Annotated in this window: 14 protein-coding genes; 8 read left to right on the forward strand and 6 right to left on the reverse strand. The window is 30.8% G+C overall.

All coding sequences use genetic code 11. The annotated features are described in order from the left end of the window. Positions 1–327: 327 nt before the first annotated feature. Complete coding sequence (gene pafA / locus HXZ69_RS01810; protein ID WP_286494818.1) at positions 328–1974, reverse strand: alkaline phosphatase PafA; 1647 nt, start codon at positions 1972–1974, stop codon at positions 328–330. A gap of 104 nt (positions 1975–2078) precedes the next feature. On the opposite strand from pafA, the gene HXZ69_RS01815 reads away from it, so the two are divergent. After that, positions 2079–2531, forward strand: a complete 453-nt coding sequence (locus HXZ69_RS01815) for an SRPBCC family protein (RefSeq protein ID WP_115000556.1) — start codon at positions 2079–2081, stop codon at positions 2529–2531. 50 nt (positions 2532–2581) lie between these two features. On the opposite strand, the gene HXZ69_RS01820 is transcribed toward HXZ69_RS01815, so the two are convergent. After that, entirely contained in the window at positions 2582–2788 is a 207-nt protein-coding gene (locus HXZ69_RS01820) for a hypothetical protein (protein ID WP_038334195.1), read from the reverse strand. A 136-nt stretch (positions 2789–2924) separates the two neighbouring features. Between HXZ69_RS01820 and fumC the strand changes: the two genes are divergently transcribed. From fumC to HXZ69_RS01835, 3 genes are all read left to right on the forward strand, one after another. Next, positions 2925–4322 carry a class II fumarate hydratase gene (gene fumC, locus HXZ69_RS01825; RefSeq protein ID WP_180904387.1) on the forward strand — a complete coding sequence of 466 codons (1398 nt, stop codon included), beginning with the start codon at positions 2925–2927 and terminating at the stop codon, positions 4320–4322. Positions 4323–4450: 128 nt separating this feature from the next. Beyond that, positions 4451–4885, forward strand: coding sequence for an Xre family toxin-antitoxin system antitoxin (locus HXZ69_RS01830; protein WP_038334185.1), 435 nt, complete (start codon positions 4451–4453; stop codon positions 4883–4885). 2 nt (positions 4886–4887) lie between these two features. After that, the gene (locus HXZ69_RS01835; RefSeq protein WP_286494819.1) at positions 4888–5316 is read left to right on the forward strand and encodes an RES family NAD+ phosphorylase; all 429 of its coding nucleotides are present in this window, start codon (positions 4888–4890) and stop codon (positions 5314–5316) included. Positions 5317–5376: 60 nt separating this feature from the next. On the opposite strand, the gene HXZ69_RS01840 is transcribed toward HXZ69_RS01835, so the two are convergent. From HXZ69_RS01840 to HXZ69_RS01850, 3 genes are all read right to left on the reverse strand, one after another. Beyond that, positions 5377–7779 (reverse strand): heavy metal translocating P-type ATPase, encoded by a 2403-nt coding sequence (locus tag HXZ69_RS01840; RefSeq protein ID WP_286494820.1) that lies wholly within the window; start codon positions 7777–7779, stop codon positions 5377–5379. 85 nt (positions 7780–7864) lie between these two features. Further along, a complete protein-coding gene (locus HXZ69_RS01845; RefSeq protein ID WP_286494821.1) occupies positions 7865–9121 on the reverse strand; it encodes a sensor histidine kinase in 1257 nt (418 codons plus the stop codon). Positions 9122–9186: 65 nt separating this feature from the next. Further along, positions 9187–10533, reverse strand: a complete 1347-nt coding sequence (locus HXZ69_RS01850) for a sigma-54-dependent transcriptional regulator (RefSeq protein ID WP_286494930.1) — start codon at positions 10531–10533, stop codon at positions 9187–9189. Between the two features lie 191 nt (positions 10534–10724). On the opposite strand from HXZ69_RS01850, the gene HXZ69_RS01855 reads away from it, so the two are divergent. The 4 genes from HXZ69_RS01855 to HXZ69_RS01870 all read left to right on the forward strand — a co-directional run bounded on the left by HXZ69_RS01855 (position 10725) and on the right by HXZ69_RS01870 (position 15417). Beyond that, a complete protein-coding gene (locus HXZ69_RS01855) occupies positions 10725–11966 on the forward strand; it encodes an efflux RND transporter periplasmic adaptor subunit (protein ID WP_286494822.1) in 1242 nt (413 codons plus the stop codon). A 117-nt stretch (positions 11967–12083) separates the two neighbouring features. After that, positions 12084–12794 carry an ABC transporter ATP-binding protein gene (locus tag HXZ69_RS01860; protein ID WP_286494823.1) on the forward strand — a complete coding sequence of 237 codons (711 nt, stop codon included), beginning with the start codon at positions 12084–12086 and terminating at the stop codon, positions 12792–12794. A gap of 5 nt (positions 12795–12799) precedes the next feature. Continuing rightward, positions 12800–14947 carry an ABC transporter permease gene (locus HXZ69_RS01865; protein WP_286494824.1) on the forward strand — a complete coding sequence of 716 codons (2148 nt, stop codon included), beginning with the start codon at positions 12800–12802 and terminating at the stop codon, positions 14945–14947. Beyond that, positions 14944–15417, forward strand: a complete 474-nt coding sequence (locus HXZ69_RS01870; RefSeq protein ID WP_286494825.1) for a TolC family protein — start codon at positions 14944–14946, stop codon at positions 15415–15417. The genes HXZ69_RS01865 and HXZ69_RS01870 overlap by 4 nt, the downstream gene beginning before the upstream one ends. A 166-nt stretch (positions 15418–15583) precedes the next feature. Here HXZ69_RS01870 and HXZ69_RS01875 read toward each other — a convergent pair whose 3' ends face one another. Then, on the reverse strand, positions 15584–16627 hold the full coding sequence (locus HXZ69_RS01875; protein WP_286494826.1) for a cytochrome-c peroxidase: 1044 nt from the start codon (positions 16625–16627) through the stop codon (positions 15584–15586).

Raw genomic sequence — 16627 nt, forward strand, 5'->3', positions numbered from 1 at the left:
AAAAATTATCCATTTATACAATGTTGTTTTTGGAATATTATAACGTTCTATAATTTCTCATGATTTTGTATAATTATCTTCTATTACAAATCAACGAAAAATGCTGATTTTCCTCTTAAAACAAATCCCTCATTACCCCCTCTTATTTATATTTTTCTCATTATCAATAATATGAGCTTATTATTTATCAAAATAATGTTATAGATGTTAATCGTTAATTTCTTTAATTATAAAATTTAAACAATTGAAATAGAGTAAATAATAATTATAGAAACAAAAAAAAACGCAACTAATTAAGTTGCGTTTTTAGAATTATCTTTTATAAGATTATTTTGGATTTGTTACTTCAGAAACTGGTTCGCCAATATTTCCGTTTGGCTCTTCTATATGTAGCAAAGCGGCAACTGTAGGTGCGATATCTGTCATATAAACACGGTTATTATTTTTACCATGTTTTATACCCCAACCCATCAAAACAAATGGAATGTGAGCATCGTAAGCCCCCCAAGTTCCGTGTGTTGTTCCTCCAGCATTTTGTTTTCCGCCGTACCATTGTGGTTCTAAAATATAAGTAATAGCACCGCTACGTTTACGATTGTAACCGTTAACCATTCGTTCTTTGATAATCGCAGGAATAGAAGCTTCTCCAATTTTATCCATATCAGCTACGAAAGAAACACCATCAACTTTTTGCATAAACTTTACGATTTCTTCTTTGATATCTTCTTCGTCTAATTTATTTTGTTCGATCGTTTGATAATTCAAATGAACCTGATAATTTGTCAATGAGCGTACAATATCAGTAGATTTGAATTTCTCTTGTAATTTAGCATTTAATGCTTTTTTTACTTCTCCAGTTGGAAAGTATCCTGCATTACCTTTTTTATCTTGGAAATATTTAGGATTATGAGCTCCACCATGATCTGCAGTTAAGAAAACTAAATATTGCCCTTTTCCAACTTTTTGGTCTAAGTGATTAAATAATTGTTCCAAGTCTTTATCTAAACGCAAATAAGTATCTTCGGCTTCGATTGTATTTGGAGAAAATTGATGTCCAACATAATCAGTAGAAGAGAAACTAACCGCTAAAAAATCTGTAATTCCTTTCTCATTTTGACCTAATTTTTCGTTATCAATAATTTCAATCGCGATATCTTTTGTTAACGAATTTCCGAAAGGAGTAGAGCGAATCAAACCTAAACCATTTTCTTTTTTCAACGCTTTCAAATCATAAGGAAATTGCATTTTATCTAATCCTTTATAATTTTCGCGATATGGATTTCCATCTTTTTCACTTTGTACATAAGTATCAATCGGATAAAGTGTGTTCCATTTGTCTAAATATTTTTCAGGAACTTTTTTATCGTTGAATTTTTGTAACCATTTTGGCAACTCATTCATATAAAATGTACTCGAAACCCAGTTACCAGATTCTCCATCAAACCAAAAAGCAGCATCAGCAAAATGACCTGCAGGTAATATTCCTCCACGATCTTTTAACGAAACTCCATATACTTTTGAACGGAAATTTGTTGATAATTTTAATTGATCAGTAACTGTAGAAGTTAACAAGTTTTTTGGAGACATTTTTCCTGCTTTTGATGAAGTTCCAACCCCATTTACAGCATCATCTTGCGTACAATACATTTCTTGTCCTGTTGCTTGAATGATAAAATCGTTCCCAGCAATTCCGTGAATAGCAGGCACAGAACCTGTATAAATAGTGCTATGACCGATAGCTGTATAAGTAGGTATATAAGGAATATAGGTATTTTCGTTGCTAAAACCTTCGTTTAACATACGATTGAAACCTCCTGTAGAATATCTATCTTGGTAACGATATAAATAATCCCATCGCATTTGATCGACAACGATACCAACTACTAGTTTTGGACGGCTAACCTCTTGTTGCGCATATAGCGAAAGACCAGCAAATAACCCTAAAACACTTAAAAAAGTTTTATTAAATTTCATTTTAAAAATTTTACACATAGCAAATGTAACAATTAAATTTTGGGCTAAATTTAAATAATAATTAAAAAATTAGTAAATTAAACAAAATCATAAAAAAATAGAATATGAGTGCAAAGCCTGTAGAAATAGTAGAAATTTTTGATGTTTCAATTGATAAAGTGTGGAATGCCTTAACGACAAAATCTGCTTTTGATAAATGGTATTTTGATATTAAGAAGTTTGTTCCAGAAGTTGGATTCGAATTTGAGTTTTATGGCGGATCGTATTTACATCACTGTAAAATAGTAGAAGTAGAGCCGACTAAATTGTTAGCTTATACATGGAAATATCCTGTCTACGAAGGAAATTCTGTTGTTACATTTATTTTGGATGAATTAACAGATGAAATTGTTCCGCAAACAAAATTAACGTTGATTCATGAAGGAATTGAAACTTTTCCGCCTGATGATAAAAATTTCTCGCGCGAAAGTTTTGAAGCTGGTTGGACAGAAATTATCCGAATTAGTTTGAAAAATTATTTGGAAGGAAATTATGAAGAAGATTCGAAAGTCGAATAAATAAAAAAAGGAACTTCGTCAAGTTCCTTTTAATTTTTTTTTACAGCTTATTATTTTTTGAATAATACTGTGATTCCTTCTTGATTTGGTAAAATCGGACGAGGATCTTCTGCTGTTACTATTCCAGCTTTTTCTTTTCTTAAATTCGCAACCCAAAATGGAATCCAAGAAATAGCCATCGTTGCAAAAAAGATGATACCCCAGAATCCGCATAAAGCGATTGTTAAGAATAATAAGAAACCTAAAAATTGAATCATGATTTTATTTTTATGTGATACAAACTTAGTAAATAAAATTTATAGAAATACTAACATTAATCACTTTTCTTTCATCAAACGATTTCTTAAATTTGTGAGATAAGTAAACAATATATAAATAATAAAAAATACCAAAATGGAATACAGAATTGAGAAAGACACCATGGGGGAAGTAAAAGTTCCTGCAGATAAATACTGGGGTGCTCAAACAGAACGTTCTCGTAACAACTTTAAAATTGGTCCTGCGGCTTCTATGCCTCACGAAATTGTAGAAGGTTTCGCTTATCTTAAGAAAGCTGCTGCTTATGCAAATGCTGAATTAGGTGTTTTACCAGTTGAAAAACGTGATGCTATTGCTGCTGTATGTGACGAAATTTTAGCAGGAAAATTAGATGATCAATTTCCTTTAGTAATTTGGCAAACAGGTTCAGGAACTCAATCTAATATGAATGTGAATGAAGTTGTTGCTAATCGTGCGCAAGTTTTAGCTGGATTCAAAATTGGAGAAGGTGAACCAGTTCTTAAAGCGAATGACGACGTTAACAAATCTCAATCTTCTAATGATACTTTCCCAACAGGTATGCACATTGCTGCTTACAAAGCAGTTGTTGAAGTAACAATTCCAGGTGTTGAGCAATTACGTGATACATTAGCTAAGAAAGCTGAAGAATTTAAATCTGTTGTAAAAATTGGTCGTACACACTTAATGGATGCAACGCCATTAACATTAGGTCAAGAGATTTCTGGATATGTAGCGCAATTAAATCACGGTTTAAAAGCTTTAAGAAATACACTAGAGCATTTATCTGAAGTTGCTTTAGGTGGAACTGCTGTAGGTACAGGTCTTAACACGCCAGAAGGATACGATGTTTTAGTTGCTAAATACATTGCTGAATTTACAGGTCATCCATTTGTAACAGCAGAAAATAAGTTCGAAGCATTAGCTGCTCACGATGCAATCGTAGAAACTCACGGAGCTTTGAAACAATTAGCTGTTTCATTAAACAAAATTGCAAATGACGTTCGTATGTTAGCTTCTGGACCTCGTTCAGGTATTGGAGAAATTATCATTCCAGAAAACGAACCAGGATCTTCTATCATGCCAGGTAAAGTAAATCCTACTCAATGTGAGGCGTTAACAATGGTTGCAGCTCAAGTTATGGGTAACGATGTTGCGATTACAATTGGAGGAACTCAAGGTCATTATGAATTGAATGTTTTCAAACCAGTTATGGCTGCAAACTTCTTACAATCTGCACGTTTATTAGGAGATGCTTGTGTGTCTTTTGATGAGCATTGTGCGCAAGGTATTGAGCCAAATTATGCTCGTATCAAAGAATTAGTTGATAATTCATTAATGTTAGTTACAGCACTTAATACGAAAATTGGTTACTACAAAGCTGCTGAAATTGCTCAAACAGCTCACAAAAACAACTCAACGTTAAAAGAAACTGCAATCGCATTAGGGTATGTAACTGCTGAAGAATTTGACGAATGGGTAAAACCAGAAGATATGGTTGGTTCTTTGAAATAAGAATTTTTAAATCATTATATAGGAAGAGGTTGCTTAGGCAACCTCTTTTTTTGTTAAATTTATTTAAATTTGAGAAAAAGTTCCTTTATTAAGTGGAAAAATTGTAACTTTAATAAAAGTTTAGAATTATGGCAACTGTTAAACTAAAAAAATACGAACAAATCATAAATGAAATCCCTGAAGTAAGAGATTTTACGAGTGTTTATTTTTACGTAAATCGTTATAATATTGATCAAAAATATATTCAATATCTTGATGAATTATCAACGTTAAAAGACGAAATAATCTCAAGTTGGTTAAATATCACAACGCGTACATACAGAAATTATAAAACGAAAGATGTTTCTCTAAAAGATAATACAAAAGAGCATATTGTTTTATTGATTTCTTTATACAAACACGGTTTGGAGGTTTTCAATACAAAAGATGATTTCGAGAAATGGTTAACGACGCCTAATGTTTTGTTAGATAAAAAATCGCCAGCAGATTTTCTTGATACAGTTTCAGGTCTGAAATTTATCGATAATCGTTTGACTGCGATAGAATACGGAGAAAACGTCTAACAATGTTAGTTTACAATATTCGTAAAGCGAGATATTCAAAATCATTACAAGCTTCTGGAGTTGCCAACAGATGGAATAAAAATGATGAATTTGTTATTTATGCAGGAAGTTCTCGCGCGCTTTCAACCTTAAAATTGGTGGTGCATAGAAGTTCTATTAGCATTGATAACTCGTACAAATTATTAGTGATAGAAATTGATTGCGAAGAAGATGAAATTTATGAAATTAAAAAGTCTAAATTACCTAAGAATTGGCAATCTGTAGAGGCTTATCCCGAGTTACAAGAGATTGGTTCTGCTTGGTATCAGGATTTTAAATATTTGGTTATCAAAGTTCCATCGTCAATCATTCCAAAAGAATATAATTATTTAATCAATACAAAACATCCTGATTTTTCTTCAAAGGTTAAAATCAAAGAATTAGAAGATTAAAATCGACTAAATATTTAGCCGATTTTTTTATGAATATTTTAAAGTTTTTTTAAATCTTTTTTAAATCTTTTTATACTTTAACAATAAACTATTTGTTACAACACTTACACTACTCAAAGCCATTGCAGCACCAGCAATCATAGGATCTAACAAAAATCCGTTAATTGGATAAAGCACTCCAGCAGCGATTGGAATTCCTATTACATTGTAAATAAATGCCCAAAATAAATTTTGATGAATTGTTTTGACCGTTTGCGTAGATAAATTAATTGCATGATCGATTTTTGTCAAATCTCCGCCAATCAAGGTAACTTCTGCCACATCAATCGCAATATCAGAACCATTTCCCATCGCAATCGAAACATCCGCCTGAGCCAACGCTGCACTGTCGTTAATTCCATCACCAACCATTGCAACAACTTTTCCTTTTTGCTGCAAATCTTTGATAATACTCATTTTATCATTTGGTAAAGCATTTGCGACAACTTGATCAATTCCGACTTGTTTTGCAATTGCATTTGCCGAAAATTCGTTGTCACCAGTCACCATCCAAACTTCAATTCCTTTTTCGTGAAAAGCTTTAATAGCTTCAACAGAAGTTGCTTTTATTTCATCAGAAATTCCAATTAATCCCAAAACTTTTTTATCATTTCCAAAGAAAGAAGTAGTATAATTTTTAATCGAAAAATCTTGAATAGCTTGTTTTACATTTTCATCAATTTGAATATTTAATTCAGTAATCCAACTTGTTTTTCCAACATAATAAGTGTCATTTAAAATATTAGCTTTCAATCCTTTTCCAGATATATCTTCAATTTTTAGTTCAGGTAAAATATCTTGTTTTCCAATATGTTCTGTAATCGCTTTTGCCAAAGGATGTTGCGAATTATTTTCGATTGTATAAAGCATATTTTTAGCTGAATCATCAAACCAAATCAATTCTTGTACTTTTGGTTTTCCTTCTGTAATTGTTCCTGTTTTATCTAAAATAATTGTATCAATTTTCTTCGCTAATTCTAAACTTTCAGCATTTTTGATCAAAATTCCTTGCTCAGCACCTTTTCCCATTCCAACCATAATCGCGGTAGGTGTTGCTAAACCAAGCGCACAAGGACAAGCGATAACAAGGACAGTAATCATCGATAAAAGGGCCATTGTAAAAGCATTTTCTTGACCTAAAACTAACCAAGTAATGAACGTTAGAATTGCAATAATAATTACAATCGGAACAAAAACACCTGCAATTTTGTCTACCAATTGTTGAACTGGCGCTTTACTTCCTTGTGCATTTTTAACCGATTGAATAATTTGAGCCAAAAGTGTATCATTCCCTACTTTCAAGGCTTTATATTGAATAGGAGAGTTTTGGTTTAAGGTCCCTGAAAAAACATTTGCATCAATTCCTTTTTCAACTGGAATTGGTTCTCCTGTCAATGAACTTTCATCGATAAAAGATTCTCCCGAAACAATAATTCCATCAACCGCAATTTTATCTCCAGGTTTTGCAATAATCAAATCACCAATTTGTACATCTTCAATTTTCACTTCAACCTGATCTCCATCTTTCACAACCAACACAGTATTAGGTTGTAATCCGATTAATTTCTTGATCGCTTCGGAAGTATTTCCTTTCGCACGTTCTTCCATCAATTTACCAATCAAGATAAAAACGATGATTAAACCAGCAGCTTCAAAATAAGGATGCGCATGCAAACCTTTGCTGTGCCAATATTCTGGAAATAATGTATTGAAAACGCTAAAAAGATAGGCTACACTTGTACTCAAAGTAACCAAAGTATCCATATTAGCCGATTTATTTTTCAATTGTTTCCAAGCACCGACGAAAAATTGTTGCCCAAAAATGAAAAGAATTGGCGTAGAAAGTGCCCACATAATGTAATTTCCGTAAGGCATATCCATAAAAAACATTCCAATAATAAATAAAGGAACTCCAAAAATTAAAGCCCAAATCACTTTATTTTTCAGCGTTTTGTATTTTTCTTCGTGAAGTTGTTCTATTTCTTCATCTTGATTTTTAGACTCATCAATCACCAAATCATAGCCAACTTCTACTAAAGCATTTTTCAAATTTTCTGGAGAAACTAGAGTAGGAATGTACTCTATTTTTCCCATTCCATTTCCGTAATTCACTTCCGCATTTACAACACCTAACTGACGATTAAGATTCGCTTGAGAACTACTCGCACACGAAGCACACGTCATATTGAGAACGGGATACGATTTTTCGACAGAATCTATTTTGAAGTTATTTTGCTTTAAAGTTTCGTAGATTTTAGGGGAAACTTTCCATAATTTCTTTGCCGAAACGTTAATCGTTTTAGCATCTAAATTCACAGCATATTCATCAAGATTTTCTATTTCAGAAAGTAATTTATTGATGAGTTCAACATCTTTTTCTGAATTCAAATTGATAATCGGTATAGTAAGTGTTAGTGCATTCATAACAGTAATTTTATGGGACAAATTTCCAAAGATTTTGGCGAGAAAGTATTATATAATTAGAGGTTAAAGTTACACTTTTTACTAATTACTTTAAGATGATATTAAAACGTTTCACGCCATCATTTTGTTGATAATACAAATAACCTTTGTGCGCTTCTATAATGTTTTTGGAAAGTGTTAAGCCAATTCCTGCACCATCTTTTCGAGTTGTATAAAAAGGTAAAAATATTTTGGAAATGATTTCTTCATCAATCAATTGTCCAGAATCTTGAATAATAATTTGCAATCGATTATCAGTTTGTTTCGATGAAATTTCAATAGATTTAGTTTCTACATTTTCTAATGAATAAATCGCATTTTTGATTAAGTTAATCAAAACTTGTTCAAATAAGATACGATCAATTTCAACTTCAATATTTTGTGGAATTAAATTCTGAAAAACAATATTTTTTTGATGAAATTCAGCCGAAAAAGATTGTTCAATTCCTTGGACAATTTCATACAAATTTTGTAACGATTTAACAGGGTTTGGTAACATGGTCAATTTACGATATTGCTCTACAAACGTCTGTAAATGCTGACTTCTATTCATAATTGTATCCAAACTCAAACGAATATCATCATAATCATTTTTGTCTAAATGATTCGCTTCAAAATAAGTTTTTGTGGTATTTGCTAATGAATAAATAGGCGTCAAAGAATTGATGATTTCATGCGCAATAACTTTCATAATATTCATCCAAGCCTCTTTTTCAGTGGAATCAATCACGCGCTGAATCGAATCAATAAAAATAATCGCATATTCATCATGAGCAATCAACGTTTTTGTGTTCTGAATCAGATAAGTTTGTCGCTCTTCATCATTAATTTGTATGTCAATTGTACTTTTAAAATCATCAAATTCTTTATTTTCTAAAGTTTCACAAAACTGTGGAATCAATTTTTTTAGATAATTCCACGAACTTGATTTTGGAACGCTAAATATCTTTTGAAAATGATGATTGATAAATATAATTTTTCGATCATTTTCTTCTTTTTTAAGAATCAAAAAGCCAAACGGAACTGCATTCAATAATTGATGATAAATGATTTCTTTAGACGAATTTAAAACATGTTCTTCTCTAATTTTATGATATAATTTTAATACAGAATTGTCTTTTTTATATTGATTTTGATTAATATTTAAGCTAAAGTCATTGTACAATAAAGCATCTATAATTTTCTGATTTTTAGAAAGATAATTTTTAGAAAAATGAATTATTTCCGTAATCGAAACAATTGTAATAATACATACAAATGTAAATGAAAACCAATAATTTTTGATTCCAATAAAAGCCAACATAAACAAAAGAAATGCTAAAAAAAGTATTCTGAGTACTAACTGAAAAATAAGAGAATTGCGTTTCATTATTTATAATTCGTAATGTTATATTTTTCTAATTTTCGATATAAAGCAGCACGAGAAACACCTAAATTTTCGGCTGTTTTACTAATATTTCCTTCAAAAAAATGTAAACGTTCTACAATTTTATTTCGCTCTATTTCGTTCAAATTATTTGAATTATCTGTTATTTTTTGAGGAATAAATGTTGTGAAACCTATATTTTCAATCGTAATTTCATTTTCTTCAGCCAAAATAATTGCACGTTCGATTCTGTTTTGCAATTCTCGAATGTTTCCGTTCCAATCGTAGTTTTCTAATTGATGTAAAATTTGTTCATGGATAATAGGTTTTTCTACTTCATATTTATCAACATAAAGTTCTAAAAAATAATCAATCAAAGGTTTAATATCTTCTTTTCGTTCGCTAAGACTTGGCATTGTAACTGAAATTGTATTGATTCGATAATATAAATCTTCCCTAAAACGACCTTCTTTTACTGCATTTTCAAGATTCGCATTCGTAGCAACAATAATCCGAACATCAATTTTTCTTGGTAAACTTTCTCCTAAACGAATAATTTCTTTATTCTGAATTACTTGCAAAAGTTTTGCTTGTAAATGATTTGGTAAATTCCCAATTTCATCTAAAAAAATTGTTCCATTATTTGCTGCTTCAAATCGACCAATTGTATCTTCTTTTGCATCGGTAAACGCACCTTTTTTATATCCAAATAATTCACTTTCAAATAGATTTTCGTTTAAAGAACCTAAATCAACATGAACAAATTTTTCTGTATTTCGAGAAGAATTTTCATGAATTGATTTTGCCAAAACTGATTTTCCTGTACCATTTTCGCCTAAAATCAAGATTGTTGCATCGGTTTTTGCAATTTTATTGGTGATTTTATATACTTTTTCGATACTCGGAGAATTTCCGTAAAACAACTTATTTTCTTTCGCTTCTTTTATTTTCCTCGATTTTCTAAGTTGTTTTATCGCTTCTTTTATAAGATTAACTAATTTATCATTATCCCATGGTTTTAAAATATAATCAATCGCACCAAGTTTTAAACCTTCAACCGCAGTTTCTACACTTCCATAGGAAGTCATTAAAATTACTCTCGTTTTTGGTTGCGCATGTTGAATTTCTTTCAGCCAAAAAATTCCTTCTTTTCCATCTTCATAACCTGTTCTAAAATTCATGTCCATTAAAACAACATCAATTTCATTTTCTACCAAGATTTGAGGAATCTTTTTAGGATCAGAACAAGTGATAATTGTTTCGAATTGGCGTTTCAAAAGTAGTCGACTTGCAATTAATATTTCTTCTTGATCGTCTAAAATCAGTATAGTGGCTAAAGTTTTCTTCATATTCAGTTTTGTCATGTGTCCGTTTCTGAACAAATAAGTGTTCGTTTTCGGACAGTCTATTTTTTATATAATTTTTTAAAAGAATTGATTTCAATGCTTTAAGAAATTATAAATTTTGGGCATATTTATTACGTATTGATAATTAGTAAAATAACCATAAATAAACGGTTGTTTGGTAAATTTAATAAATAATGGATACGAAAATCAATCAAAAAAATAAAAAATATAAACGCCTCGGAATAATTGCTGTAACGACCATAATTTTAGGCGGTTCGAGTTTTTATTTGATGAATCGACCGCGAACTTTAACTGTAAGTGCAAATGAATTGATGATAAAAGACGTTTCTGAAGATTATTTTGAAGATTTTGTTGTTTTTCAGGCACAAATAGAACCAATTAATTCAATCTTTATCAATGTGATAGAAGGTGGTTCTGTTCAAGAAATATTTGTAGAAAATGGTGAGAAGGTGACAAAAGGATTACCAATTGCACGATTATATAATCCGAATACGGAACTTAATTTTTTGACGCAAGAAACGGCAATTATTGAACAAATGAATCAATTAAATGTTGCAAAACTATCTATTCGGAATCAAGAATTAGATCTATCAAAGGATTTTGTAGGAATTGAACACGATTTTAATCAATCAAAATTAGATTATGAACTAAATCAAAAGTTATATGATCGAGAAGTGTTAGCAAAAAATGAGTGGGAGAATACGAAGGAAAAAATGCGCTATCAGCAAGAACGAAAAGCAATTATTCAAAAAAGTTTGGTAAAGGAACGTGAATCAAATTCGATTCAATTAAAGCAAATTAATGAAGCTTTAGCTATCATGCAAAAAAGTCTAGTAACGCTTCGGAAAAACAAACAAAATTTCTTGGTTTTAGCACCTGAAACTGGTCGTTTAAGTTCTTTTGAAGCGACATTAGGACAATCAATAGAAGCAGGAAAAAGCATAGGAAAAGTGGATATTCTAAGCGGTTATAAATTAGTTGCAATGGTAGATGAATATTATTTGGATAGAATTCAAGAAAATCAATATGGACAAATCGAAATTAAAGGAAAAATCATAAAAGTGAAAGTGACTAAGATTTCTCCAGAAATAAAAAATGGAAAATTTAAAACAGAATTAGAATTTATTGATAAAATTCCTGAAAATTTACAAGAAGGTTTATCCGTAGGAGTAAAATCGATTTTATCCGAGAAAGAGAAGAAATTAGTGATTCAGAAAGGTTCCTTTTATACAACCACACAAGGGAAGTGGATTTTTGTTGTTAATAATGATAAAGCAACACGAAGAAAAATTGAATTAGGAAGAGAAAATCCGAGTGTTTATGAGATATCCTCAGGATTAAAAGTAAATGAAAAAGTAATTATTTCGAATTACGAAGATTATAAAGAAGTACAAGAATTAACGATAAAAAAATAATAACACACAATTTTAGCTGTCATTTCGAGCTTATCGAGAAATCTATAAAATACAGATTCCTCATTTCGCTAAAAGCTATGTTCGGAATGACAAAAAATAAATTAAAAAAATAACATCATGATTAAAATAGAAAACTTATCAAAAATATTTATCACAGAAGATATTCAAACAAAAGCGTTGAATGAGATTAATTTAATAATCAATTCTGGAGAATTTATTTCCATTATGGGCCCTTCAGGTTGTGGAAAATCAACTTTATTGAATATTATTGGATTATTGGATTCTTTCAATGGAGGAAGTTATACCTTGAATAACCTTGAAATGTCTAATGCAAACGAATCGAAACGCTCTCAAGTTAGAAAAGAAAACATAGGATTTATCTTCCAAAATTTCAACTTAATTGATGAATTATCAGTTTATGATAATATCGAATTACCTTTGATTTATTCTAAAGTTTCGAACTCGGAACGAAAAAAACGAGTGCAAGAAATTGCCGAAAAATTAAACATTGTCCATCGTTTGCAACATTATCCACAGCAACTTTCTGGTGGTCAGCAACAACGTGTTGCAGTAGCAAGAGCTTTAGTGATTAATCCTAAAATAATTTTGGCTGATGAACCAACAGGAAATTTGGATAGTATTAATGGAAATGAAGTCATGGAGCTTTTGACCGATTTGCATGCGCAAGGATCTACAATTTTGATGGTGACACATTCGGCTCATGATGCGGCTTACTCTGATAAAATTATTACCATGAAAGATGGTGAAATTCTTTCTGAAAAAATGAATCAGAAAAATGTAAATGTTTTTGAGAAAACTAAAATTTAAATTCAATGCTAAAAAATTGGCTTAAAATATACTTAAGAAATACGATCAAGAATAAAGGGTTTACATTTCTTACAATTCTTGGTTTAGCTATCGGAATTGCTGGTGTTATTTTTTCGACTTTATATTGGAAAGATGAAACGAGTTACAATCAATGGAATCCGAATATTGGTCGCGTATTTGAAACATTAACTGTATTTCAGAGAGGTGGAGAAACTTGGCCTACAAGTGTTGAACCTTTGCCTCGTTACTTAAAAGAAAAATCAGATAAGATAGAAAGTTATTGTTGGTTTGAAGGTTGGTATGGGCAAGAAACTTATTACGTCAATAATAAAAAAGTTTATGTTACTGGAATTACTAGTACAGATCAGAATTTTTTTGATTTTATTCCATTCAAGTTTATAAAAGGAAGTGTAGATGATTTTCGCAAAAACAGATATGGTGTTGCAATAGAAGAGAGTGAAGCAATCAAAATCTTTGGTAAAGAAAACCCTGTAGGGAAAATCTTGACAACATATGATGGAATAAAGATGCCGATTTATGGTGTTTTTAAAGCAGAAAAATACACAAGCTTTCAACCTAAAATGGTTATTTCTAATATTTATTCACGTTTAGAGGATATTAAGGATAACTGGGGAAATTATGGCACAGGACTATTTATAAAGCTTAAAAATCCTGCAGACAAACTAGAAGTAGAGAAACTGGCTACACAATTATTTTATGAGAATAATACAGTTAAAAATGCGCAACGAGAAGGAGTTTCAGTAGAAGAATTTTCAAAGATATACGAACCTGTTAAAGTACAATTACAGCCTTTAAAAGATTCGAGATTAAATGCCAAAGTTTCAAGACTTCCGGAAGGAATGGGAAACAAACTGTTTTTACAGATTAACCTGGGATTATCTTATCTGATTTTAATTTTATCCATCATCAATTATATTAACCTTTCCACTGCACAAGCAATTAGAAGAGCAAAAGAAGTAGGAATCAGAAAAGTGGTTGGAGCAACCAAACGAAATATTGTTGTCCAATTTATTGTAGAAACAACCATTACAACTGTTTTGGCATTTGTGGTTGCTTTGGCTTTGGTTGAAGTAGGTTTACCCAGTTATAATCAGCTGATTGACAAAAACCTGGAAATAGAAATTATCCCGTTTATCCCATATCTTGTAGCGATTTTCATTGTAGTTGTGATTATTGCCGGAATTTTTCCTGCCATTTATGTGTCAAATTTTAAAGAGCTTAACGTTCTAAAAGGGAATTTTTCAAGAAGCAAGAATGGAATTTGGTTACGAAATGGAATGTTGATTTTACAATTTTCTATTGCTACATTCTTTATTGTAGCTGGAACTCTTGTTATTCAACAAATGAATCATATTGCAAAAAAAGATTTGGGATTTTCAGGAGATCAAGTGATTAGTATTCCGTTTAAAAGACAGGATTTAGGAGAAAATAAGTTCAATTTTTACGAAAGTTTCCAGCAAGATTTAGCAAAAATTAAAGGCGTACAAAGCATTAATGCAACGGCATTTAAGTTTGGTTCCGGTGGAGCAATATCCAACACAAGTTTTAGAGTAAAAGATAAACAATTGGTAACAGATAATATGGCGATTGACTTTGGCTTTCTAAACATGATGAAAATTGAAGTAAAAGAAGGACGAGATTTAGATCCTAAAATCTCATCTGATACAATTTCCAGTGTTCTTATTAATGAAACCGCAAAAAAACATTTTGGAGAAACATTAAAGTTAAATGACGAGTTCGATTGGAATAATCAAAAATTAAAACTGGTTGGAGTAATAAAAGATTTTAATTTGGGAGAGCCACAGGCTAAGATTAGACCAATGATGTTTTTTCATTTTAAAGTTGTAAAGTGGATGCCTTCCAATCTTCAAAATATACTGATTAAAATAGACACAGAAGATACAAAAGAAACCATCGATAACATTGAAACGTTTTGGAAAGCTAAAGTTAATCAAGATTATCCATTTGAATATGAATTTGTTGATAAGCAATTTGCTCGTTCGTATGAGAATTACACAAAACAAGAGAAAATGTTCAAAATTCTAAATGTTATTGTGATTACAATCGCATTATTTGGATTGTTTGCGCTTTCATCTTACACAATCGAACGTAAATACAAAGAAATTTCTTGAATTATTCTTACGGAACTTTTTATGCGCAGAAAATTAAGAGTTTGGCGGATACTAATTTTCAGTTTGGAAATCAATTAAAAGACAACAAAAGTCAATATATTGGATTGAATCTTTCTATTCCAATTTATTCGAGAGGAAATACAGCGCAACAACGAGAATTGAAAAAAATTGAATTACAATTAAATGAAGTGCAAAAAGATAAAGAGGAAAAACGATTAAATGATCTCGTTAATCTTGAAATAAAAAAATTAAATTTATTGAAAGATTTGACCAATTCTTTAATTGAAATTGTAAAAACTTCTGAACAATCTTTTGAAACCACAGAAACAAAATATAAGTTTGATAAAGTTGATGCTTCTGTTTACAAATCGTCTAAAAATCAAGTGTTAAAATCAAAATATAATGAACTCAATAATAATTTGAGTCAAGTATTTATTCAAAATCAATTAAAAATTTTAGTTGAAAATTAAAACTATACAAAATAAAAAACGACTCAATTATTGAGTCGTTTTTTATTTATAATTTGTTATTTATTCGGTAATTGCGGTGGACGCATTTTGTATTGATTCTGTTTCAAACTCATCAAAAAAGCTTCTAATGCATCCATTTCCGAAGCAGTTAAATTCAATTTCTGAACTAACTCTGTTGTTTTCGGAAATAATGAATCATTTTCTGTTTCTCATTTGGTTGAAAATGGAACATTCCTGCATTGTACATATTGATTACACCACGAATCGTAGGAAAAAGTCCGTTGTGCATATAAGGAGCATTTTGAGGAACTTCTCGTAATGAAGGTGTTTTGAATTCACCAACATTCTTAGCCAATTTAGTTGTATTGTATAATCCTAAATCCTCGTATTCTCGACCATAATATGTCAAACCTATATTATGAAATTTATTATCCGAAAAATATGCTGTATTGTGACAATTGATGCAACGCGCTTTTGTACGGAAAAGATGTAAACCTTCAATTTCTTGATCAGTTAATTCATCCGATTTTCCTGAAATAAATTTATCAAATCTATTTTTTGGTGATAAAATCGTACGTTCAAAGGTTGCAATTGCTTTTGTAATACGGTCATTCGTTACTTTTTCGTCACCAAAAGCAGCTTTAAATAATTCTTTGTAACCATTAATTTCAGCAATTCGTTTTGTTGCAAAATCAATATGATGATTCATTTCTTTTTTATCACGAATCGGAAATTCAGCTTGTTCTTCCAATGTTTTTGCACGACCATCCCAAAACATCACTTTTGAGTAAGCAACATTCATCAAACTCGGCGAATTACGCGCTCCCAATTGTCGATCTTCGCCATAAGGAACACGACGACCATCACCCCAATTCAGCTCAGGATCGTGGCAATTTGCACAAGAAATTTGATTTGAATTTGATAAACGAGGATCAAAAAATAAGGATTTTCCTAACTCAGCTTTTTCTTTAGAATACGGATTATCTTTAGGAAAAGGAACTTCGCCTAATGTACCAATATCTTCAAAACCATCTTTCAAAACACTTTCGTCAACAGTTGGTTTAGGCCATTTTGACTGATCTCCGCTACTATACAATGCACGTAATTCGGTAACTGTATAACCTTGATCGATTATTTTGTTACTGTTAAACGCATAAAATAGAGTAGTCGCACCAAATGCAACGATTGGAAGCATTTTTTTCATCTTCAT

It is taken from the genome of Empedobacter sp. R132-2 (assembly GCF_030324375.1).
Lineage (GTDB): Bacteria > Bacteroidota > Bacteroidia > Flavobacteriales > Weeksellaceae > Empedobacter > Empedobacter falsenii_B.